Annotated in this window: 17 protein-coding genes, 2 pseudogenes and 1 riboswitch; of the genes and pseudogenes, 7 read left to right on the top strand and 12 right to left on the bottom strand. The window is 62.9% G+C overall.

Annotated elements, in window-relative coordinates; translation table 11 throughout:
* Positions 1 to 201 precede the first annotated feature (201 nt).
* Positions 202 to 930, top strand: a complete 729-nt coding sequence (gene cysZ, locus QOS90_RS23295) for a sulfate transporter CysZ (protein WP_027594431.1) — start codon at positions 202 to 204, stop codon at positions 928 to 930.
* A 112-nt stretch (positions 931 to 1,042) separates the two neighbouring features.
* Here the strand turns inward: cysZ and QOS90_RS27735 are convergent.
* Together QOS90_RS27735 and QOS90_RS27730 are read right to left on the bottom strand one after the other, a co-directional pair.
* Positions 1,043 to 1,468, bottom strand: a pseudogene (locus QOS90_RS27735) (methyl-accepting chemotaxis protein); the annotation flags it as partial.
* Between the two features lie 114 nt (positions 1,469 to 1,582).
* Positions 1,583 to 2,269: pseudogene (locus QOS90_RS27730) on the bottom strand (PAS domain-containing protein); the annotation flags it as partial.
* A gap of 268 nt (positions 2,270 to 2,537) precedes the next feature.
* Between QOS90_RS27730 and QOS90_RS23285 the strand changes: the two are divergent.
* Complete coding sequence (locus tag QOS90_RS23285) at positions 2,538 to 3,755, top strand: glycosyltransferase family 4 protein (protein ID WP_085274094.1); 1,218 nt, start codon at positions 2,538 to 2,540, stop codon at positions 3,753 to 3,755.
* 27 nt (positions 3,756 to 3,782) lie between these two features.
* On the opposite strand, the gene QOS90_RS23280 is transcribed toward QOS90_RS23285, so the two are convergent.
* On the bottom strand, positions 3,783 to 4,265 hold the full coding sequence (locus QOS90_RS23280; RefSeq protein ID WP_027594434.1) for a glutathione peroxidase: 483 nt from the start codon (positions 4,263 to 4,265) through the stop codon (positions 3,783 to 3,785).
* A 145-nt stretch (positions 4,266 to 4,410) separates the two neighbouring features.
* Positions 4,411 to 4,896: an FKBP-type peptidyl-prolyl cis-trans isomerase gene (locus QOS90_RS23275; protein ID WP_085274095.1), complete on the bottom strand. Its 486-nt coding sequence runs from the start codon at positions 4,894 to 4,896 to the stop codon at positions 4,411 to 4,413.
* On the opposite strand from QOS90_RS23275, the gene QOS90_RS23270 reads away from it, so the two are divergent.
* Both QOS90_RS23270 and pta read left to right on the top strand, forming a co-directional pair.
* Complete coding sequence (locus QOS90_RS23270; protein WP_027594436.1) at positions 4,895 to 5,197, top strand: DUF3565 domain-containing protein; 303 nt, start codon at positions 4,895 to 4,897, stop codon at positions 5,195 to 5,197. The two genes, QOS90_RS23275 and QOS90_RS23270, sit on opposite strands and share 2 nt — an antisense overlap.
* 32 nt (positions 5,198 to 5,229) lie before the next feature.
* Positions 5,230 to 7,317, top strand: coding sequence for a phosphate acetyltransferase (gene pta, locus QOS90_RS23265; protein WP_027594437.1), 2,088 nt, complete (start codon positions 5,230 to 5,232; stop codon positions 7,315 to 7,317).
* A 125-nt stretch (positions 7,318 to 7,442) separates the two neighbouring features.
* Here pta and QOS90_RS23260 read toward each other — a convergent pair whose 3' ends face one another.
* The 8 genes from QOS90_RS23260 to QOS90_RS23225 form a co-directional block, all read right to left on the bottom strand.
* Positions 7,443 to 8,153, bottom strand: coding sequence for a YiaD family glycine zipper/OmpA-like lipoprotein (locus QOS90_RS23260; protein WP_027594438.1), 711 nt, complete (start codon positions 8,151 to 8,153; stop codon positions 7,443 to 7,445).
* 109 nt (positions 8,154 to 8,262) lie between these two features.
* Positions 8,263 to 8,907: an MBL fold metallo-hydrolase gene (locus tag QOS90_RS23255; RefSeq protein WP_085274096.1), complete on the bottom strand. Its 645-nt coding sequence runs from the start codon at positions 8,905 to 8,907 to the stop codon at positions 8,263 to 8,265.
* Positions 8,908 to 9,297: 390 nt separating this feature from the next.
* The gene (locus QOS90_RS23250; protein WP_027594440.1) at positions 9,298 to 9,990 is read right to left on the bottom strand and encodes a sensor histidine kinase; all 693 of its coding nucleotides are present in this window, start codon (positions 9,988 to 9,990) and stop codon (positions 9,298 to 9,300) included.
* A complete protein-coding gene (locus QOS90_RS23245; RefSeq protein WP_027594441.1) occupies positions 9,987 to 11,594 on the bottom strand; it encodes a tetratricopeptide repeat-containing response regulator in 1,608 nt (535 codons plus the stop codon). Before QOS90_RS23245 ends, QOS90_RS23250 begins: the two co-directional genes overlap by 4 nt.
* A 175-nt stretch (positions 11,595 to 11,769) precedes the next feature.
* A complete protein-coding gene (locus QOS90_RS23240; RefSeq protein WP_085274097.1) occupies positions 11,770 to 14,487 on the bottom strand; it encodes a winged helix-turn-helix domain-containing protein in 2,718 nt (905 codons plus the stop codon).
* Between the two features lie 408 nt (positions 14,488 to 14,895).
* Positions 14,896 to 16,260, bottom strand: coding sequence for a DUF1329 domain-containing protein (locus QOS90_RS23235; RefSeq protein ID WP_027594443.1), 1,365 nt, complete (start codon positions 16,258 to 16,260; stop codon positions 14,896 to 14,898).
* A 25-nt stretch (positions 16,261 to 16,285) separates the two neighbouring features.
* The gene (locus tag QOS90_RS23230) at positions 16,286 to 18,172 is read right to left on the bottom strand and encodes a DUF1302 domain-containing protein (RefSeq protein ID WP_027594444.1); all 1,887 of its coding nucleotides are present in this window, start codon (positions 18,170 to 18,172) and stop codon (positions 16,286 to 16,288) included.
* 332 nt (positions 18,173 to 18,504) lie between these two features.
* On the bottom strand, positions 18,505 to 20,187 hold the full coding sequence (locus QOS90_RS23225; RefSeq protein ID WP_085274098.1) for a fatty acid--CoA ligase: 1,683 nt from the start codon (positions 20,185 to 20,187) through the stop codon (positions 18,505 to 18,507).
* 217 nt (positions 20,188 to 20,404) lie between these two features.
* Here QOS90_RS23225 and QOS90_RS23220 point away from each other — a divergent pair, with 217 nt between their 5' ends.
* From QOS90_RS23220 to QOS90_RS23210, 3 genes are all read left to right on the top strand, one after another.
* The gene (locus QOS90_RS23220; protein WP_027594446.1) at positions 20,405 to 21,370 is read left to right on the top strand and encodes a 2-hydroxyacid dehydrogenase; all 966 of its coding nucleotides are present in this window, start codon (positions 20,405 to 20,407) and stop codon (positions 21,368 to 21,370) included.
* Positions 21,371 to 21,425: 55 nt separating this feature from the next.
* Positions 21,426 to 22,424 carry a methyltransferase gene (locus tag QOS90_RS23215; protein WP_027594447.1) on the top strand — a complete coding sequence of 333 codons (999 nt, stop codon included), beginning with the start codon at positions 21,426 to 21,428 and terminating at the stop codon, positions 22,422 to 22,424.
* Positions 22,425 to 22,463: 39 nt separating this feature from the next.
* Positions 22,464 to 22,583: riboswitch (yybP-ykoY riboswitch) on the top strand.
* A 109-nt stretch (positions 22,584 to 22,692) separates the two neighbouring features.
* Complete coding sequence (locus tag QOS90_RS23210; RefSeq protein ID WP_027594448.1) at positions 22,693 to 23,277, top strand: TMEM165/GDT1 family protein; 585 nt, start codon at positions 22,693 to 22,695, stop codon at positions 23,275 to 23,277.
* The last annotated feature ends 103 nt before the right edge of the window (positions 23,278 to 23,380 follow it).

The following is a 23,380-nucleotide window of genomic DNA, read 5'->3' as shown; positions in this document are numbered from 1 at the left end:
AGCGCACTGTAGCGAGGTCGCAAAGATTAAGGAAATATCCTTCGACAATCCACCTCATAGGCATCGTCTATCCAGCAATTTCATTCACGAAAATCGCCCTGACGCTTTTGTTACAGCCGGTTTCGCCAACATCGCCCGCCTTTCGTCGGCGCGACAAACTCGGTAAGGTCAGCGCGTTTTCCTTCTGTTCGGAGTGTCTCGATGCAAGCCCCTGTCCTCTCTGGCCCCCAGTACCTGCGCGAAGGCCTGAAACTGGTGCTGAGCCCGAACCTGCGGTTGTTCGTGCTGTTGCCCCTGGCGGTCAACCTGCTGCTGTTTGGTGGCCTGATCTACTTTGCCGGCCATCAGTTCAGTGTCTGGGTCGACGCCCTGATGCCAACCCTGCCCAGCTGGTTGAGCTTCCTCACCTACATTCTGTGGCCACTGTTCGTCGCCTTGGTGGTGCTGATGGTGTTCTTCACCTTCACCCTGGTGGCCAACGTCATTGCGGCGCCGTTCAACGGTTTTCTGGCCGAGAAGGTCGAAGTGGTGGTGCGCGGCCAAGACAACTTCCCTGCCTTCAGCTGGGCCGAGCTGGTGGCCATGGTGCCGCGTACCTTTGGCCGCGAGATGCGCAAGCTGGGTTACTTCCTGCCACGGGCCATCGGCCTGTTCATCCTGTCGCTGATCCCGGTGGTCAACGTGGTCGCCGCGCCGCTGTGGCTGATCTTTGGTGTGTGGATGATGGCTATCCAGTACATCGACTACCCGGCGGACAACAACAAGATGAGCTGGCAGGACATGCTTGCCTGGCTGCGCCAGAAGCGCTGGCAGTCGCTGGGCTTTGGCGGCATCACCTACCTGGCGCTGATGGTGCCGGTGGTGAACGTACTGATGATGCCGGCGGCGGTGGCGGGGGCTACGTTGTTCTGGGTGCGTGAACGCGACTAAATCCAAACGCAGCCCTGTGTAGGAGCAGCCTTGCGCTGCGAAGAGGCCATTACTGACAATACCTGTCTGTGGCTAGTACCGGCCTCTTCGCAGCACAAGGCTGCTCCTACCGTCATTGACCGAGCCGGCTGGAAAACTGCCCCACTACATCCACCACCCGCTTCGCCCCCTCCTGGATTTCGACGATCACGTTGCCGGTTTCATCGGCCAACGACAGCCCCTGCTCGGCCTGGCGCTTGCTGGTGTCGATGATCGCCACCGCAGCCTGGGCCAATTGCTCGTTCTGCTGCACCACCCGGGCAATCTCTTCGGTGGCGGTGCTGGTACGCGAAGCCAGCTGGCGCACTTCGTCGGCGACCACGGCAAAACCACGCCCCTGCTCGCCCGCCCGGGCCGCCTCGATGGCAGCGTTGAGCGCCAGCAAGTTGGTCTGCCCGGCAATGTCACTGATGGTCTTGATGATCGAGCCGATCACCCGCGACTGCGTGTCCAACGCCTGAATGCCCTCGGCGGCCTCTTGCATCGACGACTCCAGGCCACGCATGACGTTTACCGTCTGCGTGACTACGTCGGTGGCCTTGCGCGCACTGGCGTCAGTGCTCAGCGAGGTGTTGAAGGCGATGTCCGCCGCCTCGGCAACCGCCTGCTCCTGGTTGACCTGGTCGGTGATCACGGTGGCGAACTTGACCACTTTGTACAGCACATCATGGGCGTCGAAGATCGGGTTGTAGGACGCTTCCAGCCAGATTACCCGGCCATGGGCATCGATACGCTTGAAGCGCTCAGCCACGTATTCGCCACGGCGCAGCTTGTCCCAGAACGCCTGATAGCCCGACGAATTGGCCTCTTCGGGTTCGCAGAAAATACGGTGATGCTTGCCGCGTATCTGTTCAAGGCGATAACCGACCGACGTCAGAAACCGTTCGTTGGCGGTCAGGATGGTGCCATCAAGGCCGAATTCGATGACTGCGGTAGAGCGCATCAGGGCCTTGATCAGGCTTTCGTGCTCACGGGAGGTCTCGATGGTGCGGGTGAGGTCGCTCGAGTGCAGGGTGAAATACTTGATGCGCCCTTCGCTGTTCTTGACCGGCTGCAGAATCGAGCGCAACCAGGCTTCCTGGCCATTGCCGCGCAGCAGGCGGAACGCCCCGTTGAGGTGCTCGCCCCGGCTGATCGCGCTTTTCATGCGTTGGTAGAAGTCGAGCGACTTCACGTGGGCCGGGACAATGTCCTCGAGTTTGCGTCCAAGCAATTGGTCGGCACGGTAGAGCATCTCGCTCTCGAAGTTGCCGTTGACCATCTCGATCCGTCCCTGGGGGTCGAGTTGGAGCACCAGCATCTCGCTGTCGAGGCTGCACTTGACCTGTTCGACCGACAGCAGGTCTTCGCGCAATTGCTGGATTTCTTGCTTGAGCTTGTTGTTGAACATCACCGCTCTCCTGGAGCGCAGCACGTAATCGAATGCATCTTCATCGGCTGCCACTGCCAGCTTCTTGAGCGCCGCCCACGCAAATATTCACACAATTGAAACAGCCGGCAATCAGGCGTCATTTGCACGTCACAAGGCCGTCACATCAGCGCAATGATGCGAGCGGAAACTTTTTGTCATGAATACACCCGCCCTACGCATCACCCTCGTCAGCGAAACCTTCCCACCCGAGATCAACGGTGTCGCCAACACCCTTGGCCGCCTCAGCGAAGGGTTGCGCCAACGCGGGCATGACATCGAGATCGTCCGCCCCCGCCAAGCCGGCGAGGAGCCTGTGCACAACGATCCGCAGCTGATGCTGTGCCGCGGTTGGGCCTTGCCCGGCTACCCCGGCCTGCAATGGGGCGAAGTGTCGATGCACCGGCTGTTGCGGCGTTGGCGCAGGCAGCGACCGGACGTGCTGTACATCGCCACCGAGGGGCCTTTGGGGTTGAGCGCATTGCGTGCGGCACGGCGCCTGGGGGTGCCGGTGGTCAGCGGGTTCCATACCAACTTCCCGCAGTATTCCGGCCAGTACGGCTTGGGCTTGCTGGCACGCCTGCTCACCCATTACCTGCGCTGGTTCCATCGCCGCACGGCAGTCACCCTGGTGCCCAGCGTCAGCCAGCGCCTGGAGTTGGAGCGTCGTGGTTTCGAGCGCCTGGACCTGTTGGCCCGTGGCGTCGACGCCTGCCTGTTCAACCCGGCCCGGCGCAGCCAGGCGCTGCGCGAAAGCTGGGGGGTCGGGCCGGACGATATCGCCGTGCTGCATGTCGGCCGGCTGGCGGCGGAAAAAAACCTAGGGGTACTGCGACCGTGCCTGGACGCCCTGCAGAAGACTTATCCACACAAGCGCTTGCGCCTGATCGTGGTCGGTGACGGCCCACAGCGCGCCACCTTGCAGCAGCAGGTGCCTGATGCCGTGTTCTGTGGTGCCCAGCGGGGCGAGGTGCTGGCCGAGCACTATGCCAGCGGTGACTTGTTCCTGTTCCCGAGCCTGACCGAAACCTTTGGCAATGTGGTGCTCGAAGGCATGGCCTCAGGCTTGGCGGTGGTCGCCTATGATGAGGCAGCGGCTGCCCAGCATATTCGGCATGGCCATAGCGGTGCGTTGGCGATGCCCGGCGATCAGGCGGCCTTCATCGATGCCGCTTGCTGGCTACTGGAAGAGGAAGAAACCCTGCGCCGGGTGCGCCTGAACGCACGGCAGCACGCCAGCCGACAGGGCTGGCCGGCGATTGTCGAGCAGTTCGAAACCTACCTGTGCAGTGCTTGCAAACAACGCACAGGCGACACGCAAAAAGCTTCAGGTGCTGCACTGGCGATCAAGCCAGGTTCGACAGCGCATCGCGGCTGACCTTCAGCCGCCGCGCGCGCCCATGCTTCAGCCCAGCGCCTTCTCGATGGCCTGAACCACGGCTGGATCATCCGGCGCAGTGCGCGGCGAGAAACGCGCCAGCACGCGCCCATCCTTGCCCACCAGAAACTTTTCGAAGTTCCAGGTGATGTCGCCTGGGAACTCAGCACCTTCCCCCGCCAGCAGGCGATACAGCGAATGGCGGTGCGCCCCGTTGACCTCAAGCTTGGCGCCCAGCGGGAAGCTGACACCATAGTTGAGGCTGCAGAACTCCTGGATCTCTTTCTCGCTGCCGGGCTCCTGGCCGGCAAACTGGTTGCACGGCAGCCCCAGAACGCTGAAGCCTTTGCCCTTGAACTGCTGATGCAGCGTCTCCAGCGAAGCGTATTGCGGCGTCAGGCCACACTTGGAGGCAACATTGACCACCAGCACCACTTGGCCCTTGAACGGTGCGAGGGGCAGTTCCCCGCCGTTCAGCGCCTCCAATTTCAGGTCGTGAAAAGCACTCATGATGTAATCCCCTCTCAGGTTCCCGATGGCCGCAGGGCGAAATCCGCCCAATAAAAAAGCGCTCGTCCAAGCCGTCCACCTCCCGTTGGGAAGGCAAATCGGCTTGCCCGAGCGCCTGGCGACTCTCTGAGCTTAGCGCAGAAAATCAGTGGTGATGGCCACCTTCACCGTGGATGTGACGGTGCGCGATTTCTTCTTCGCTGGCGTCACGTACGTCGACAACCTTGACCTGGAAGGTCAGGCGCTGGCCGGCCAGCGGGTGGTTGCCGTCAACGGTGACGTCGTCGCCGTCGATGTCGCGAATGGTGACGATCTGCATCTGGCCATCCGGCGCCGACGCGTGGAACTGCATGCCGACTTCCAGCTCGTCGACGCCTTCGAACAGGCTGCGGTTCAGGGTGCTGACCAGCTCGGCCAGGTATTCACCGTAGGCATCTTCTGGCTCGATGGAAACGTTCAGCTCGTCACCGGCCTGCTTGCCTTCCAGGGCCTTTTCCAGGCCCGGGATGATGTTGCCGGCACCGTGCAGGTAAACCAGCGGCGCGCCACCGGCGGAGCTGTCGATGGTCTCCCCGGCGTCGTTGGTCAGGGTATAGTCGATGGAGACAGCCTTGTTGGCGGCGATCAGCATGGGGCAAGACCTTTTGCAAAAGTATGTAGAGCGGACAAGTGTAACCAAGCCATCGCCCGATTGCGAACGCGCCTCGGCCGAGGAACAGCCCATCAGTCGGATCACCGGCTTCCATCAGGACGAAGAAGGCCACTGGGTGGTCGAGTTGTCGTGCGGCCACACCCAGCACCTTCGTCACCAACCGCCCTGGCAAGCGCGCCCTTGGGTGCTCGATGCCGAGCAGCGCCAACAACGCATCGGCGAGGCTTTCGCGTGTGGCTGGTGTGCACAGGCAGCCGATAGCGCTACCCTTGGCCGTTGATTCCTTGCACCGCTTTAATTCGAGAAGCACGCATGCAAACTTTTTTCATAGCGCCGACCGACTTTGGTGTCGGCCTGACGTCGATCAGCCTCGGCCTGGTGCGCACCCTTGAGCGCGCAGGCCTGAAGGTCGGCTTTTTCAAGCCGATCGCCCAGCCCCACCCAGGTGACACCGGCCCGGAACGCTCCACCGAACTGGTCGCACGCACCCACGGCATCAAACCGCCCATGCCGCTGAGCCTGGCCCACGTCGAGCGCATGCTCGGCGATGGCCAGCTGGACGAGTTGCTGGAGGAAATCATCCGCCTCTACCAGCAAGCCTGCATCGGCAATGACGTGGTCGTGGTCGAAGGCATGGTGCCTACCCGCCACGCCAGTTACGCGGCGCGGGTCAACCTGCACCTGGCCAAGAGCCTGGATGCCGAGGTGATACTGGTTTCGGCGCCCGAAAACGAGGTACTCAGCGAGCTGTCCGGCCGCGTCGAACTGCAGGCCCAGCTGTTCGGCGGCCCCCGCGACCCGAAAGTGCTGGGGGTGATCCTCAACAAGGTGCGCACCGACGAAAGCATGGCGGACTTCGCCACCCGCCTGCGCGAACACTCGCCACTTCTGCGCGGCAACGACTTCCGCCTGCTCGGCTGCATCCCTTACCAGCCTGAGCTGAATGCCCCACGCACCCGCGACGTGGCCGACCTGCTGGGGGCCCAAGTGCTCAACGCGGGCGATTACGAGCAGCGGCGCATGAGCAAGATCATCATTTGTGCGCGCACGGTGGCCAACACCGTGCCGCTGCTCACCCCTGGCACCTTGGTGGTGACCCCGGGTGACCGCGACGACATCATCCTTGCCGTAAGCCTGGCGGCGATCAATGGCGTGCCCCTGGCCGGCCTGCTGCTGACCAGCGACAGCAAGCCCGACGCACGCATCCTCGGCTTGTGCCGCGGCGCCTTGCAGGCCGGCCTGCCGATTCTGTCGGTGAGTACGGGTTCGTACGACACGGCCAACCAGCTCAATTCGCTGAACCGCGAGATCCCGGTGGATGACCGCGAACGTGCCGAATTCATCACCGACTTTGTCGCCAGCCACCTCGACGCTGCCTGGTTGCACCAGCGCTGCGGCACACCACGCGAGTTGCGCCTGTCGCCTGCGGTGTTCCGCTACCAACTGATCCAGCGCGCGCAACAGGCCAACAAACGCATCGTCCTGCCAGAAGGCGCCGAACCGCTGCTGGTACAGGCGGCAGCGATCTGCCAGGCCCGTGGCATTGCGCGTTGCGTGCTGCTGGCCAAGCCGGAAGAAGTCGAAGCGGTCGCCCGTGCGCAGGGCATTACCTTGCCTGCGGACCTGGAGATACTCGACCCTGAGTTGATTCGCGGGCGCTATGTCGAACCGATGGTCAACCTGCGCAAGAGCAAGAACCTCAACGCCCCAATGGCCGAGCAGCAGCTGGAAGACCCGGTGGTGATCGGTACCATGATGTTGGCCCTGGATGAAGTCGACGGCCTGGTGTCGGGCCTGGTGCATTCCACCGCCAACACCATCCGCCCTGCCCTGCAACTGATCAAGACCGCGCCAGGTGCCAGCCTGGTGTCCTCGGTATTCTTCATGCTGTTCCCCGAGCAGGTGCTGGTGTACGGCGACTGCGTGATGAACCCGCACCCAAGTGCCGCTGAACTGGCAGAAATTGCCCAGCAGAGCGCCGAATCGGCACACACCTTCGGCATCGCGCCGCGGGTGGCGATGATCAGTTACTCAAGCGATTCGGCGAGCGATGAAGAAGTCGACAAGGTGCGTGAAGCGACACGCTTGGCGCAGGGCGCCGCGCACGATCTGCTGATCGATGGGCCCTTGCAGTATGACGCGGCGGCCAACCCGGCCATTGCCCGCGAGCTGGCACCAAACAGCCCGGTTGCCGGGCGTGCCACGGTGTTCGTGTTCCCTGATCTGAATACCGGCAACACCACGCACAAAGCGGTGCAGCGCAGCGCCGATGGGGTCAGCCTGGGGCCAATGCTGCAGGGTTTGCGTAAGCCGGTGAACGATTTGCCGCGTGGGGCTCAGGTGGATGACATCGTGCATACCATCGCCCTGACGGCGATCCAGGCCAGCGTCGTACGCTGAATCCAGGGGCTGCTGTGCAGCCCAATCGCCGGCAAGCCGGCTCCCACAGGACTTAAGACCCACACGGTCATGTGGGAGTCGGCTTGCCGGCGATTGGGCCGCACAGCGGCCCCTGTGTTGTGGCCTTACTGCTGAACTTGGCCCTGGTCATACTGCTGGCCAGGAATCGGCTTCAGGTTGACCTCGACACGACGGTTTTGCGCACGGCCGTTAGCATCGGCATTGCTGGCGATCGGCTGGTCCGGGCCCATGCCACGTGCCGAAATACGAGAAGCATCGACACCCTGCGAAGTCAGGTAGGTGCTGACCGCTTGCGCACGGCGCTGGGACAGGTCCATGTTGTGCTGGCGGCTGCCGGTGCTGTCGGTGAAGCCAACCACTTCGATGGTGTTCTGGTTGAACTGCTTGAACGAGCCGGCCAGGTTGTTCAGCGGCGAGTAGAAGCTAGGCGCGATGTTGGCCGAGTCGGTGGCGAAGGTGATGTTGCCGGGCATGATCAGCTTGATCTGGTCACCCTGGCGCTGCACTTCGACGCCGGTATTGGCCATTTGCGCGCGCAGTTCGGCTTCCTGCTTGTCGGCGTAATAGCCGTAACCTGCGGCGGCGGCACCCACTGCGGCAGCGCCGATCAGTGCGCCTTTACCGCGGTTGTTGTGGTCGATGGCGGCGCCGGCGATGGCACCGGCCAGCGCGCCCAGGCCGCCGTACTTGGCGGTCTTGCTCATCCCCGTGGAGCCCTGCGCCTGACCCTGGTTGTCGTACGGGTTCTGGCTGGCGCAGCCCGTCATCAGGGCAGCGGCGGTTGCGACGATAATCAGACGACGCATGGTGAACATGGACAAGCTCCTACTGAAATTCATAAATGCGGCAGACCGCGAATGGATCTATGCCAGCCTTGGATTGCCCAGACGGCAAAAAATTCCATGAACACCTTTTCATGCAGGTTCATGCCCGCACGAACGGGTTCTCGCGCATCTCGTCACCCAGGCGGGTGTCTGGCCCGTGGCCAGTGACCACGATGGCCTCTTCATCCAGCCGGTACAGCCGCTCCTTGATCGAACGAACGATAGCCCGCTGATCGCCACCCCACAAATCGGTGCGGCCAATACCGCGACGGAACAGGGTGTCGCCGGCAATCAGCAGCTTGGCATCGGCAAACCAGAAACTCATCGAACCCGGCGTGTGCCCTGGGGTGTGCAAGGCCACGCCACAACCACAGGCCAGCGCCTCGTCATCACTCAACCAGCGGTCTGGCGGCGGCACCGGGGTGTAGGGCACGCCGAACATCTGGCATTGCATCTCCAGGTTGTCCCACAGCGACTGGTCGTCCTTGTGCAGGTGCAGCGTCGCGCCGGTTAGCTCCTTGAGCTTGCCCGAGGCGAGGAAGTGATCGAAGTGCGCGTGGGTGTGAATGATGCTCACCAGGGTCAAGCCATGGGCCTGCAGGCGCGCGAGGATCTTGTCCGGGTCACCGCCTGGGTCGACGACGATGGCCTTTTTGGTCAATGGGTCGCCGATCAAGGTGCAGTTGCACTGTAGGGGACCTACGGGGAAGGTTTCGCGGATGAGGGTGGGTGGGGCTTGGTTCATTGTGTATCTCAATAACATTGAGGATCTCACTCGCCTTCAAGTCGAGGTGGCTCCTGGTGGTTTACAAGATATTGCGCTGTGCCTGCCAGGTGCAAGACTGGCGGTATTGGATGTTTTCGAAATCGAGCGCCGCCCGCGCGGCGCTTCGCAGCACAAGGCTGCTCCTACACCTGTTTCGGGCCAGTGAGGCCTGTAATGTTGGCGCGCGACCGCCTTTGTTGATTCGACACGATATTGAGGTGGGCGGTCAGGGGCCACGCGCCAATGGCTCAGGAATAATTGGCCCGAAACAAGTGTAGGAGCAGCCTTGTGCTGCGAAGCGCCGCGCGGGCGGCGCTCGTTCTCATAGGCGCCTCAGAATTGTGTCCTGCACCCACTTGCCATGCTGTTTTACGGCAAGAACAACCTGAACAACCCGCCCCCCAGCGCCCCGCCATTGGAAATTTCAATCCGCCCCCTCACCCCATCGCTCTCATGCAGCGCCGCGATCCGCGCAGCGAAATACAGGCCCAGGCCCGTGCTGCCACTGTGTGAATCGATGCCCTGGATGAACTCTTCCTGGCGCTCGAGCATGCGCTGTGGATAACCCGGGCCGTCATCGTTGACGCAGATGACCAGTTGATTCGCCTCTTCTTCGATGCTGATCAACAACGCATGCCCGGCAAACCGGGTGGCGTTGGTGATCACGTTGGCGATCACCGATGCCACCAGCTCTCGGTCGAAGAAGCCCAGCGGGTTGTCGGTGTCGATGCGCCAGGTGGCGAGGATGTCGTTGTGCTTGAGCACTTCTTGGTGGGCGGCCAGTTGGGCTTCGATGAAGTCATCCAGCTCATGGTAGTCCGGGCACACCGGCAGCTGGTTCACGCCCAGTTTGTACAACCCCAGCAGTTGCACCAGCATACCGTTGAGGTGCCGGAACTCATGTTCCATCACCCCTTGCTCGGTGCCGCCGCGCAACTCTTCAGGCAGGCGCGCCAGCCACTGGTCATGGGACTGGATCAGCGCGGACAGGGAGTTCTTGAGGTCGTGCACGGTGGAGGCGATCACCGTGGAAAAATCCAGCCCCTGATTGTCTTGATTCATGCGCCGAACACTCGGATGTGCAGTTTGCCATAGCGGTCATAGCGGTTGTCGCTGGCAGGGATGCCGGCCACGCTGGTCAAGGCGTCGCGGCATTCCTGCATGATCGCAGGCTGTGGGTCATCCCCCCCGATGCGCAGCAGCGCCTGGGCGGTGTTGAGGGCGATGCTGATGTTCTTGGGTTGCAAGGCCAAGGCCTTGCGGAACAACTGCAGCGCTTCGTCGAGCTGACCTCCCTGGTAACTACGCACTCCCTGGCGGTTGAGGGTGACGGCCTCGGTGATCGCATTGAGCACCGCCGGATCATCCGTCAGCTTGGCCACCCTCTGCATCACTTTGGGGTCGTCGCCGTAACTTTCAACGCAGCTTTTGAGCACGCCGAGCGCGGCCGCTTCCTGCCCTGACGCCTGCAGCTGAGCCGCCACCGTCAACGCAGCATCGACCGAGAAAAACTGCTCCATCTTGTCCAGACGCTGCATGGCCTGCTCGGTGAGCTTGGCGGCCGTCTCGGCATCGCCGGCCTGCTGCAGGCTGGCGGCCTTCATCATGCGGGCGCGTACCTGCAGGCCCTGATCTTCAGGGTATTCCTTGGCCACTTCACTGAGCACGGTGTTGATCTCGACGCGGGTACGGGCGTCCAGGCCAAAACCTGCGTTTTTGTTCATCAGCGCCTGAACCAGGCCAAGGTTGTTCTCGGCATCCTTGTAGCGCGAGCTCTGCCCCTGGTTCACGGCATGGCGGAACGCCTTGGAGGCACTTTCGAAATCTTCGTTGCCCAGCGCCAGCTTGCCCAGCGTGGACTGCCGGCGTACCGACAGCGGCGACAGGCGCACCGCTTCTTCCAGCATGTTCTGCGCGCGCTTGGTTTCGCCCTGCGCCACCAGCACTTCAGCCATGCCGTCGTACAGGCCCGGCATGATCGGGAAGGCCTTCAGGGCCTGTTCATACACACCCTGGGCCTGGGCATTCTGGCCACGCTTGTGCATCAAGCTGCCCAGCGCCGAATACACCCACGGCTGCGGGCGGCTGGCGAGAATGGCCTTGAGAAACTTTTCCAGCTCGTCGAAGCGATTGAGCCCGCGCAAGGCATCGGCGCGGTAGCGCAGGCACAGGGGCGCGAAACGCGGGTCCTTCTTGCACAGCTCGGCACACGCTGCCAGGACTTCGGCCGGGCGGCCGCGGTCCAGCGCCTGGAGGATCGGCTTGAGCAAGGTCTTGCGCTGGAACAGCTTCTCGACGCGCTGGGCCAGGCCCACCCGGTTGAACGGCTTGGTCAGGTAGGCATCGGGCTCATGCTCGATGGCACTGAGGACGATGGCCTGGCTGCTCTCGGCGGTCACCATGATGAACACGCATTCATGGCTGATGTGCTTGTCGAGGATCAGGTCCTCAAGCACCTGCTGGCCGTTCTTCTTGCCGTCGCCCAGGTGGAAATCCTGCAGGATGAAGTCATAACGCTTCTGCGCACACATGCGCAGCGCCTGCTCGCCGCTGTCGGCCGTGTCCACGTCGCGCACACCCAGTTCGCGCAACATGGAACGGGTCGACGTACGAAAGTCGGTAAAGTCGTCGACGATCAGAAAGCTCTTTTGCCCGTACTGCAGCATCAACACGACCTGTATTGGGATGATTGAAAAATCGCGCAAGGCGATGCATACCACCGAATGCTGTATCGGCAGCCGGCCGGGAAAGATGAGGATAGAGCACACAGCGCGCTAAACAACGGCCCAGTAATAGCCTCAAGCCATTACTTTAGCGGGCAAACCCCTGGTGCGGCTACTGTCAGGCCAGCAGGCCCAGCGCCTTCGCTTTGGCCACCGCCTGGGTGCGGCGCTCGACGCCCAGTTTGCTGTTGATATGGCTGGCATGGGTCTTCACGGTGTGCAGCGAGATGAACAGCCGTTCGCTGATCTGCTGGTTGGAACAGCCTTGGGCGATCAGCTCAAGCACGGCCCGCTCCCGCCCACTCAATGCCTCGCCACTGCCACTGCTGACGGCAGGTAACGGAGGCAGGCGTTTGAGCAGTTCGACCTGGACCGGGCAAGCCGAGCGCGCTGCAAGCTGCTCGTGCAGCCACTGCGGGTGTTTTTCGAGCAAGGGTTGGAACGGTTGCAGGACACCGCCTTGGGCGACCTCGAGTGCCTTTGGCAGCAGCCCGGCAGCCTGCGCGTCTCGGCCTTCAGCGAGCAGCAGGGCGAGCCACTGGCACAGTGCACTGACGGCCAGCAGCATGCCGCCACTGGCCACGCCACGTTCGACCAGCCCTGACAGGCGCTGAACCGACGCCTCGGTGCGCAACTGGATACGCTCGAGCAATGCCTGCTGCAGTTCGATATGCAGGGGTAATAGCGGGTGGAACTCCGGCGCTGCTGCCGGTTGCTCGCCACCGTAGGTCTGCCCCAGCCGCAGCAACCAGGATTCGGCAAGATCGGTGCGCCCCTGTGCCAACCACAGTTCGCACTTCACCAGGGTAATCATGGCCAAGTAGTAGATCGGTGGAACATCCCAGATGTGCATCAGCCGCTCCGCCTCGGCCAGCTCGGCGAACGCTTCGGCGAAGTGGCCCTCGCGGCCATCGAGCGTGGCAATGACGCAGTGGCCGATCAGCACGCTGATGTCTCGGCAGGCACGCGCTTCGCCAAGCCCGGCACGCAAGCGCGCACGGCCTTGGGCTGATTGCAGGCGCGACACCAGCAGGTAACCCTCGTAGAGCGTCAGCCTGGCCCGAACGGCGTACAACCGCTGCCCCGACAGCCCCTGCAGGCGCTGCAGGCCCTGGCGCACTTCGTCCAGCGCCCGCAACACTTCACCCCGGGCATGCAGCACCCGTGCTCGATCGTAATGAGCCAGGGCTTCGAACAGCGGGTTGCCGACGCGCTGGGCCAGCTCCAGGGCTTCGCGGTTCCAGCCGCGTGCATGCCAGAAGTCGGCATCGGTGATGGCCAGGTTGGACAGTGTCGACAGGCACACCAGGCGCTGGCCGTAGCGCTTGCACGGCAAGCTTTGCAAGGCTTCGCCACAGTAGGCCAGGGTACGCGCGCGATCCCCCCGCCCCCGCGCGATCACCCCACTCAGGGCCAGCCACTGGGCCAGCATGGACTTCTGTGCGGTCGCCGAGGGCGCAGGCAGAAAACGGCTGAGGTAGCTTGCCAGTTCTTCGGCCGCATCCAGCTGGCACGCCAGCCCCAACGCCCAGCTGTACAGCACGATCAGGCGCGGCGTGCTGATCAGCAAGCTGTCGGGCAGGTCCATCTTCCAGCGCAGCAACATGCCAACGTTCTGCTCGGCCAGCAGTTGCTCCTCGGAGAGGCTCTGCACCAGGTCGGCCGCCACGTCGAGGTGGCCGGCCCGCAGCGCCTGCTCAACCGCCTCGTCCAGCAAACCCTGGGCCTCGAACCAGCGGCACGCCCGCAGGTGCAGGCGCGCTGGCGGTTCGCTGGCCTGGCGGCTTCGCAGCAGGTCGGAGAACAGGTGATGGTAACGAAACCAGTGGCCGTGCTCGTCCAGGGGCACCAGAAACACTTGATGGGCCTGCAGGAAGCGCAGGATATCGGCGCTGTCCTGGCGGTCGCGCAGGGCATCGCACAGCTGGGCACAGAAGCGCTCCTGGCACGCCGTGTCGTAGAGAAAGGCCTGCACGTCGGCCGGCAGGATCTCGATGACTTCTTCCAGCAAGTAGTCGCGTATCAACCCCTCGCCACCGTGCAGTGCGTGGGGCAAAGCCTGCTCATCACCGGACTCGCTGGCGGCCAGCTGCCAGAAGCGCAGCCCGGCCACCCAGCCGTCACTGCGCTGGATCAGGTTATCCAGCGCCTGGCCGCGCAAGCCGGTGGGTTGGCGGCCGATTACCGCCAGTGACTCGTCGGGTGTCAGCCGCAGCTCTTGCTCGTTGAGTTCGACCAGTTGCCGCGACAGGCGCAGGCGCGCCAGGTGCCAGTCCGGGCGCTGGCGGCTGGTGATCAACAGCACCAGGCCACTGGGCAAGTGATTGAGGAAAAACTGCAGGCAGCGGTCGAGTACGGGCCCTTGGGCCAAATGGTAATCGTCCAGCACCAACAGCAGAGGCGTATCGGCTTGCAGGTATTGGGCGAGTTCATCGAGCAGGCCGTCGATCCACTCCTCGAACGCGAAGGGCTGGTGGCGCTGGCGCATTTTCAGCAGGCCCATGGCTTGGCCACCCAATGCAGGGCAGTACTGCTGCAGGCCTTCGAGCAGCCGCTCGAGAAAACGGCCGGGGTCGGCATCGCGCTGGCTCAGGCCAAGCCAAAGGCTACGCCAGTGCTCCGGCAGGGACTCGCAGAATTCGATGGCCAGCGAGCTTTTGCCAAAGCCCGCCGGTGCGTTGACCAGCAGCAACCGCCCATTGAGGCCGGCGTGCAAACGCTGACATAACCGCGCACGCGGCACATGGCCGTCCGGCAGCGGCGGCCGGAAGAAACGCCCGTCCAGCAGGCCTAGGGCCTGGCTGGCGAATCCATGCGTACGGGACAGATCTGTCATGGCCGGCTCGTTCTGAAGGGAAGACAACGGCGGTACGGATGTTTGCGAGACTAGCGGGTAATGCAGCGCATTTGAAGATGATGGGCACAATAGGGCTGTAAAAGACTACGACAAAAAGCAACAACCCTGATGGACAGGGGCTGGAGCGGGGGTTTGATTGGGTATTCAGCAGATTTATTGCCCGCGCCCACAGGGATTGCGCAGCTTTCAAGGCCAGTGCAATACCTGTAGGAGCAGCCTTGTGCTGCGAAGAGGCCGGTAAGGCTAGAGATTATCTTCGGCTGCAATGGCCTCTTCGCAGCACAAGGCTGCTCCTACAGGGCTTGAAACCATCGCCGGAGCAGGAAAAAGAAACGCCCCGGCAAGCCGGGGCGCTCTAGGGATCACACGGAGTTGGCGTTTAACGGTTCAACGTACACCTGCCTGGCGCAGGGCCGCGGGCTGGAAATCAGCCTTGCTGGCACTGAAGCCGAAGTCGTAGGCACGCTTCTCTTCGTTCTTCATGCCCAGCGCCAAATAACGACCCGACTGCAGGTCGTAGATGGTTTCCAGGGTGTACCAAGGCACCTCTTTGTTGTAGTACGGCTGGGAATGGGCTTCGGAAACGCGCCACAGCTGGCCACGGCCGTCGTACTGGTCGATCACTGCGGCCTGCCAGGTGTCTTCATCGATGTAGAAGTCACGCTTGGCGTAGATGTGCCGCTGGCCCGGCTTGAGGGTTGCGACCACGTGCCAGACGCGGCGCAGCTCGTAGCGCGACAAGTCTTGGTTGATGTGCCCGGCCTTGATGATGTCGGTGTACTTCAGCTTGGGGTCATCCAGCTTGAAGGCGTTGGAGGCGATGTACAGTTCCTTCTTGCCTTCCAGCTTCCAGTCGTAACGGTCTGGCGCACCGTTGAACATGTCCAGGTTGTCCGAGGTACGCAGGCCGTCGGCAGCGGTACCGGGGCCGTCGTATGACACTTGCGGTGCCTGCCGTACACGACGCTGGCCGGCGTTGTAGATCCACGCCTTGCGCGGCTCCTTCACCTGGTCGAGGGTTTCGTGCACCAGCAGCACGGTCCCGGCCAGGCGAGCGGGCGCGGTCACTTCCTGCTTGAAGTAGAACAGGATATTACCCGGGTTGCTTGCGTCGTAATCCTTCATCTTGTCGCGGAAGACGAACTGGTCGGAGAAATACACCGGGTTGAAAGAGCCGTTCTGCTGTGGCGTAGCCTGAGTAACCAGGCGGCTGACACTGCCCCCTCGGTAGCGTGTGATGTGGTTCCAGATCACTTCCAGGCCGCTTTTCGGGATCGGGAACGGCACCGCCGTATCGAAGTTGTTCAAGCCGTTGCCGCCTTCCACCAGTGTGGTCTGGGTGGCGTTTTTCTTGATGGCGGCGAATACATCGTCAGGCACGGTGGAGCCGCGGTGGGTCTTGAACACCGGGATCTTGAAGGTGTCTGGGTAGCGCTTGAACATTGCCACCTGGCCCGGCGAGAGCTTGTCCTTGTACTGGTCGACGTTCTGCGCGGTGATGGTGAACAGCGGCTTTTCGCTGCCATACGGGTCGGAAAGGAACCCCTTGGCATCGACGCTGCCCGCTGATTTCGACAGCGGTTGCCAAGCACTGATCGAGCCATCGGCGTTACCGGCCTTTTCGGCGCCCATCGGGGTCAGGGTGCTGCCCAGCTTGGCCGCCTCATCGGCAGACACCGCTGCCATGACACTGGTCGCCAGCAGGGACAGGCCCAGCACACCGGCTTGCAGCAGACTTCTGGTCTTGTTCATGTCGTGTCGTCCTGGATCAGTATTCTTAGAAGTTCACGCCGAAGCTGAGGGCGACGAAGTCGCGGTCATCCACGGTGCTGTACTTGCCGTCGAAGAAGTTGGTGTACGACAGGCTCGCCGTGTAGGTGTTCTGGTACTCGGCGTCCAGGCCCAGGCTGACGGCCTTGCGGCCTTCTTCAAAGTTGGCGCCAGGGCCGGGCGAGTAGCCGGAAACGTCATGCGACCAGGCCACGCTCGGCTTGAGGTTGACCCCGGCGAAGACGTCGTTGTAGTCCCAGATGACCCGGCCGCGGTAACCCCAGGAGGTGCTGGTGGTGTAGCCGTCGTTCTCGCACTTGCGATTCAGGTTGGTGGTCGATGCACCGGCACCCGCGCCTGCGATGGTGCTGGCGTTGAGCGCCTGGCAGGTGTCCGCGCCACCTGTGGCTGGCAGTGGGCCGGGGCCGAATACCGGGTCGCGGCCGTAGCGGGTTTCGTGGGCGTTTTCCAGGCCGCCGACATGGGTAACCCCCACCTCGCCCACCACGGTCATGCGGCTGGCGCCCATCACCTGGTCGAAGAAGTGCGTCAGGGTGGTCTGGAACTGGGTGATTTCCTTGCGGCGGTAGCCGTGCAGGTCCTGGCCAGGGGTACCGGAGAGCAGCGAAGCGTTGCTCAGGGCGCCACCAATTGGGCGTACACCCGAGAACAGGATGTCGGTGGTATTGAGCTGCACAGGCGCGTTGGGGCGGTAGCTTACTTCACCACTCCAGGCGGTACCGGTAGGCAGCGTGGTGGAGAAGCTCAGGCCGTACAGGCGGATGTCCTCAGGGTACTCGACGAAGTACTCGGAGTTACCGGCCACGATCAGCGGTGCCAGCGCGCGCAACTGTGCCGGCAGGGCACTCAGGCCAGCGAACACGGAGGGCGGGGCACCGGTGGCGCTGAAGATCGGCGCACGGCTGTGGTAGTTCATGAAGTAGGCACCGAACTCGGTGTCCAGCGGGTCGAACATGTAGCGCAGCGCCACACCGAACTGGCCGCTGTCACGCGCATCACGGTCGGCCCCGCGGCGCACCATCACGCCTTCCTCGTTGATGTTAACGCCCTGGGTGGCGAGGAACTGCTGGGCCGCGCCCGGTACTGTGCGGCTGCTGTTGAGCACGCGCAGGTTGTCGGTACAGCCGTCGGCAATGATGTCCGGCTGCGAGAAGAACGTGCCGCAGTTGTCGACGACGGTCTGGTCCCATTCGATCTGGTAGAAGGCCTCGGCCGACAGGTTGTCGGTCAGGCTCTGGGAGATGTAGAACATGTTGACCGGGATCAGGCCTTCCTTGATCTCGGCCCCAGGGCGGCGGAACGCGGACACGTCGATCGGGTTGATCGAGTTGATACCACCGCCGATGAAGGTACTCTCACCCCAGCTGACAACCTGCTTGCCCAGGCGCACCGAGCCTGGCATGTCGCCAATCGAATAGTTGTGGTAGACGAACGCATCGAGCAGTTCGGCGCCGGACGACTTGGCGCCTTCCTTGCGATTGGAGTCGCTGATGTCCTTGAACTGGCGGCTTTCGTCCTTGAGCTCGAAGTCATACCAGTACTTGCCACGCACGAACACCCCGGTGTCGCCGTACTTGAGCTCCAGGTCGTGGATGCCCTTGAAGATCTTGGAGAAGGTCTCGCCACGCTTGAAGTTGAGGTGGCCGTCATCGGAGGTCTGCGACAGCCCCTTGCCGCCATTGTTGACCCCGATCAGGTTCTTGTTCGGGCTGGCGGTCGACCAGCTGGCGCCAACGGAGAGCGACGAGTCGAACTGCCCTTCGATTTCACCTATGTTGAAACTGACAGCGAAAGCAGGACTTGCGAGCGTGGAAGCAAGGCTGACGGCCAAGGGCAACTTGGCCCGGCGCCAGAACAGGTTTGCAGATTTCATCGACGCTACTCCATGTACTTTTTTGTTATGGCAGTGAGTCCTTTCAGAAACGGTCCGTGGGACCGGTGTGCAGGTTTGCACCTGCGGCAACACGGCTTGCGCGTGTCGCCCTCCCCCATTCCTGAAAATCTCCTGGCCTCGACTATAGCCAGCAAGGCACAGGCGCTTGATCCCTCTAAAGTGTGATTTGCGCTCCGTGCCGCCAACTCGCTACGAGGTTTTTCGGGTTACGTGCTGGCCGTGCTGAAGCATGGCGCATTTTTCCTGTTTGGCAAGGCGCCGAGCTCTCTAGCCTGCGGGTCGTGTTCTGTCGTCCACGACCCGCACGGGGTTTACAGGGTAGAAAGGAACGCACTGTTACTGGCCTGCCACTGGACGATGTCCTGGCGGATGCGTTTCTTGTCGAGTTTGCCGACACTGGTCTTGGGAATTTCAGTAACAACGGCGATCTGACTTGGAATCGCCCATTTATTGATGTGCCCTTCTTCGACAAAAGGCTTGAGGTGGTCCTTGAGTGACTTGGCATCGATGGCCTGCCCATCACGTACCACCAACAGGGCAAACGGCCGCTCGCCCCACTGCGGGTCGGCGATCCCCACCACCGCCACTTCGCGCACGGCCGAATGACGGCTGATCAAGTCTTCGAGGTCGAGCGAGGATATCCACTCCCCGCCGGTCTTGATCACGTCCTTGATGCGATCGCGGATATCGATGTAGCCCATGCCGTCGAGGGTCGCGACATCACCGGTGTGCAGCCAGCCGCCCTGCCACAGCTCCTCGCTCTTTTGCGCCTCCTTGAAGTAACCCATGGTCAGCCAGGGCGCGCGCAGCACCAGTTCGCCCTGGGTCTCGCCATCGGCCGGGAGGAAATTGCCCTCGCCGTCGACGATCGCCGCCTCGACCAACGGCACCGGCACACCGGCCTTGATCCGGTAGGTGACACGCTCGTCCTCGCTGCCCGCCTGTAGCTCATCGTTCAGGTGCGCTGCCGAGATCAGCGGGCAGGTCTCGGACATGCCGTACGCGGCAGTCAGCTGGATGCCACGCGCCAGGGCCGCCTGATACAGCGAGCGGTTGAGCGCGCTGCCGCCGATGATGATCTTCCAGCCTGCGAAGTCCTGGCCCTGGGCGGTCGGGCAATTGAGCAACATCTGCAGGATGGTCGGCACGCAATGGGAGAAGGTGACCTGCTCTTCACGCCACAGCTTGACCAGCATGTCCGGCTCGTAACGCCCCGGGTACACCTGCTTCATGCCCAGCATGGTGGCGGCGTATGGGATGCCCCAGGCATGTACGTGGAACATCGGGGTAATGGGCATGTACACATCATCGCTGCCAAGCAGGCGCACACTGTCGATACTGCCAGTGACCGACGTTTCGGCCAGGGTATGCAGCACCAGCTGGCGATGGGTGAAGTACACCCCTTTGGGGTTGCCGGTGGTGCCGGTGGTGTAGAAGGTGGTGGCCACCGAGTTTTCGTCGAAATCCGGGAAGTCATAGCGCGGGCTGGCGGCGGCGAGCAACTGCTCGTACTCGCCGACCAGGTTGGGCAGCTCGGCGGACTTGTCCGGGCCGTCGGTCAGCAGCAAGGTCTTGTCGACGGTGGTCAACTGCCCGGCAATCGCTTGGTAAAGGCCGACGAAGTCGCTGTTGACCAACACCACGCGGTCTTCGGCGTGGTTCATGGTGTAGAGGATTTGTTCTGGCGACAGGCGCACGTTGATGGTGTGCACCACCGCGCCGATCATCGGGATGGCGAACATGCATTCCAGGTAGCGATGGCTGTCCCAGTCCATCACCGCCACCGTGTCACCGGCCTTGACCCCGGCCTCAGTCAGCACATTGGCCAGGCGCGCGATACGCTCGTTGAGCTGTGGATAAGTCAGGCGCAGCTGATCGCGATAGACGATCTCGCGGGTTTTCTCGTAGCGGCTGCCGGACATCAGCAGGCGTTTGATCAGCAGGGGGTAGGCGTAGGCGCCTTCGGCGGGTTTGATGATGCGGGTCTGCAACATGGGTATCCCTTTTCTGAAAAACGGGCCGGACAAGTCTGGATCTACTGTAGTAGCTGAATGTGACGGTCAAATCAGCCGAAGGAATGATTTGGACCGACGAGGTATGAGTGGCAGGCGTTGACGCGTGGTAACCGCGGGCTAGACACTGCGCTCAACCGCTTCGGACAGTGCCCCCGAAGTTGATGGCCCATTTCCCGTCCTGCCACCGGAGAACCCCATGCCCAGCCCGCGTCGCGCCGTGTTTCTCGATCACCAGTCACTGGACTTGGGTGACCTCGACCTGTCCCCTTTGCGGGACCAGTTCGACGCATTCGAGCTGTTTGCCGCCACCCGTCCGGAGCAGGTTGCCGAACGCCTGCAGGGCGCCGTTGCGGTAATCAGCAACAAGGTCATGCTGGATGCCGCGACCCTTGCGGCCAACCCGCAGCTCGAGCTGATCCTGGTGGCCGCCACCGGCACCAACAATGTCGACCTGGCGGCGGCCCGCGCCCAAGGCATCACCGTGTGCAACTGCCAGGGCTACGGCACGCCGTCGGTGGCCCAGCATACCCTCGCCCTGCTGCTGGCCTTGGCCACGCGGCTGTGCGACTACAACCAGGCAGTGGCCGACGGCCAATGGGCCAAGGCCAGCCAGTTCTGCCTGCTGGACTTCCCCATCGTCGAGCTGGAGGGCAAGACCCTCGGCCTGCTCGGCCATGGCGAACTGGGCGGCGCAGTGGCGCGCCTGGCCGAAGCCTTCGGCATGCGCGTCTTGAGCGGGCAGATCCCCGGCCGCCCGGAGCGCGCCGACCGCATGCCCCTGGAAGACCTGCTGCCGCAAGTGGACGCGCTGACCCTGCATTGCCCGCTGAACGAGCATACCCGGCACATGATCGGGGCCCGTGAGCTGGCCTTGCTCAAGCCCGGCGCCCTGGTGGTGAATACCGCACGGGGTGGCTTGATCGACGAACAGGCTCTGGCCGACGCCCTGCGCCAAGGCCACCTGGGTGGCGCCGCTACTGACGTGCTGAGCGTCGAGCCACCGGTCAACGGCAACCCGCTGCTGGCAGGCGATATCCCGCGGCTGATCATCACCCCGCACAGTGCCTGGGGCGCAGTGGAGTCGCGCCAGCGCATCGTCGGCCAGCTTAGCGAGAATGCCCAGGCCTATTTCGCCGGTCAGCCACGCCGCGTGGTCAGCTGAGCGCAGCGTTAGCCTCTGCTACACTGCGCGACTTTTTTTACAGGAGGCGTCGTCCATGGACCCGCGCAGTGAAGTGTTGCTCCGCCAGGCGGACCTGTTCCAAGGCCCGCTGCTGCTCGCCGGCGCGCCCGCCGACGACCTGCTCGGCCACCTGCCCATGGCCCATGGCTGGACCTGGCATGCCGGTGACCAGGCCATGCTCGAGGGCCGCTTCGCTGGCCGTAGCCATTACGGTGTCGAAGCCCCCCCGGTGGCCTTCGACAGCGCTGTGCTGTTCCTGCCCAAGTCCCGCGAGCTGGCCGCCTACCTGCTCAACGCCCTGGCCTCGCGCCTGGCCGGGCGCGAGCTGTACCTGGTCGGCGAGAAACGCGGCGGCATCGAAGGCGCGGCGAAGCAACTGCAGGCCTTTGGCAAACCGCGCAAGCTCGACAGCGCCCGGCATTGCCAGTTGTGGCAGGTGACCGTTGACCACGCGCCTGCGGCCACGCCGCTGGAAAGCCTGGCCGAGCGCTTCGAACTCGACCTCGAAGATGGCCCACTGCAGGTGGTCAGCCTGCCGGGCGTGTTCAGCCACGGCCGCCTCGATCGCGGCAGCGCCCTGCTGCTCAAACACCTGGATGGCCTGCCAAGCGGGCATGTGCTGGACTTCGGTTGCGGTGCCGGGGTGCTGGGCGCCACGGTGAAACGCCGCTACCCGCAAAGCCGGCTGACCCTGCTCGACGTGGACGCGTTTGCCGTGGCAGCCAGCCGCCTGACATTGGCCGCCAACGGCCTGGAAGGTGAAGTGATCAGCGGTGATGGCATCGACGCGGCCCCTGCCGAGCTGAGCGTGATCCTGAGCAACCCGCCGTTTCATACCGGGGTGCACACCAATTACCAGGCTTCGGAGAATTTGCTGAAAAAATCCGGCGTTCATCTGCGAAAAGGTGGCGAAATGCGCCTTGTTGCCAATAGCTTCCTGCGCTACCAGCCACTGATCGAAGGGGCCTTGGGTAACTGCCAGGTACGCGCCGAGGCGGACGGTTTCCGGATCTACCAGGCAACACGCGGTTAAAAACAGCGCTTGCCGAAACCGCTTCGGCTAGGCAGAATCCGCACCGTCCTAGGGGAGTAGTCTCCCGCGAGCACCCAGCTCGCCCGGCACGCGTCAACATACTTGGCCCACAGGCCATGGCGCGTGCGACCCACTATGCAGAGCCTGCATAGAGAGATCCGCACAGACGGATCCGCGGTTTGACAAGACCTATGACACGCACACCTTACCCGGGGCGGGAAGGCTGTACGTGTCATAGCCGTGTCGACCCGCCCCCGTAGGAAACCTGATGCTGGAATCTCTGCTGGTCCCCACCGCCATCGTTGCCCTCGCCGAAATCGGCGACAAGACGCAACTGCTCGCGCTCATTCTCGCCGCTCGCTTCCGCAAGCCTTGGCCGATCATCGCCGGCATCATCGCCGCTACCCTGGCCAACCATGCCGCCGCGGGTGCCGTGGGCGCGTGGGTCGGCGGGTTCTTCAGCGACTCGGCGCTGCACTGGATCCTGGCCGCCAGCTTCACTGCCACGGCGCTGTGGACACTGGTGCCAGACAAGATGGATGACGATGAAAACCCTGCGCGCCGCTTCGGCCCGTTCCTCACCACGCTGATTGCGTTTTTCCTGGCCGAGATCGGCGACAAGACCCAGGTGGCGACAGTCATGCTTGCCGCGCAATACCCGCACCTGATCATGGTCATCATCGGCACCACGCTGGGCATGCTGATTGCCAACGTGCCGGTGGTATTGGCGGGTAACTTTGCGGCAGACAAACTGCCGTTGACCCTGATTCGCCGACTGGCGGCTACCGCGTTCTTCGTGCTGGCGGTGGTGGCCGTGTACTCGGCGATGAAGGCCAGTGGCTGGGTAGGCTGATAGTCGCTGGGTAGGCTGACCTGTAGGAGCAGCCTTGCGCTGCGAAGAGGCCAGTGACAGCACAGCAGACCTTCGGCGCTGTCACCGGCCTCTTCGCAGCACA

The organism is Pseudomonas sp. LAIL14HWK12:I10 (genome assembly GCF_900184205.1).
GTDB lineage: Bacteria > Pseudomonadota > Gammaproteobacteria > Pseudomonadales > Pseudomonadaceae > Aquipseudomonas > Aquipseudomonas kermanshahensis.
This window is presented reverse-complemented; position numbering and strand designations above follow the sequence as displayed.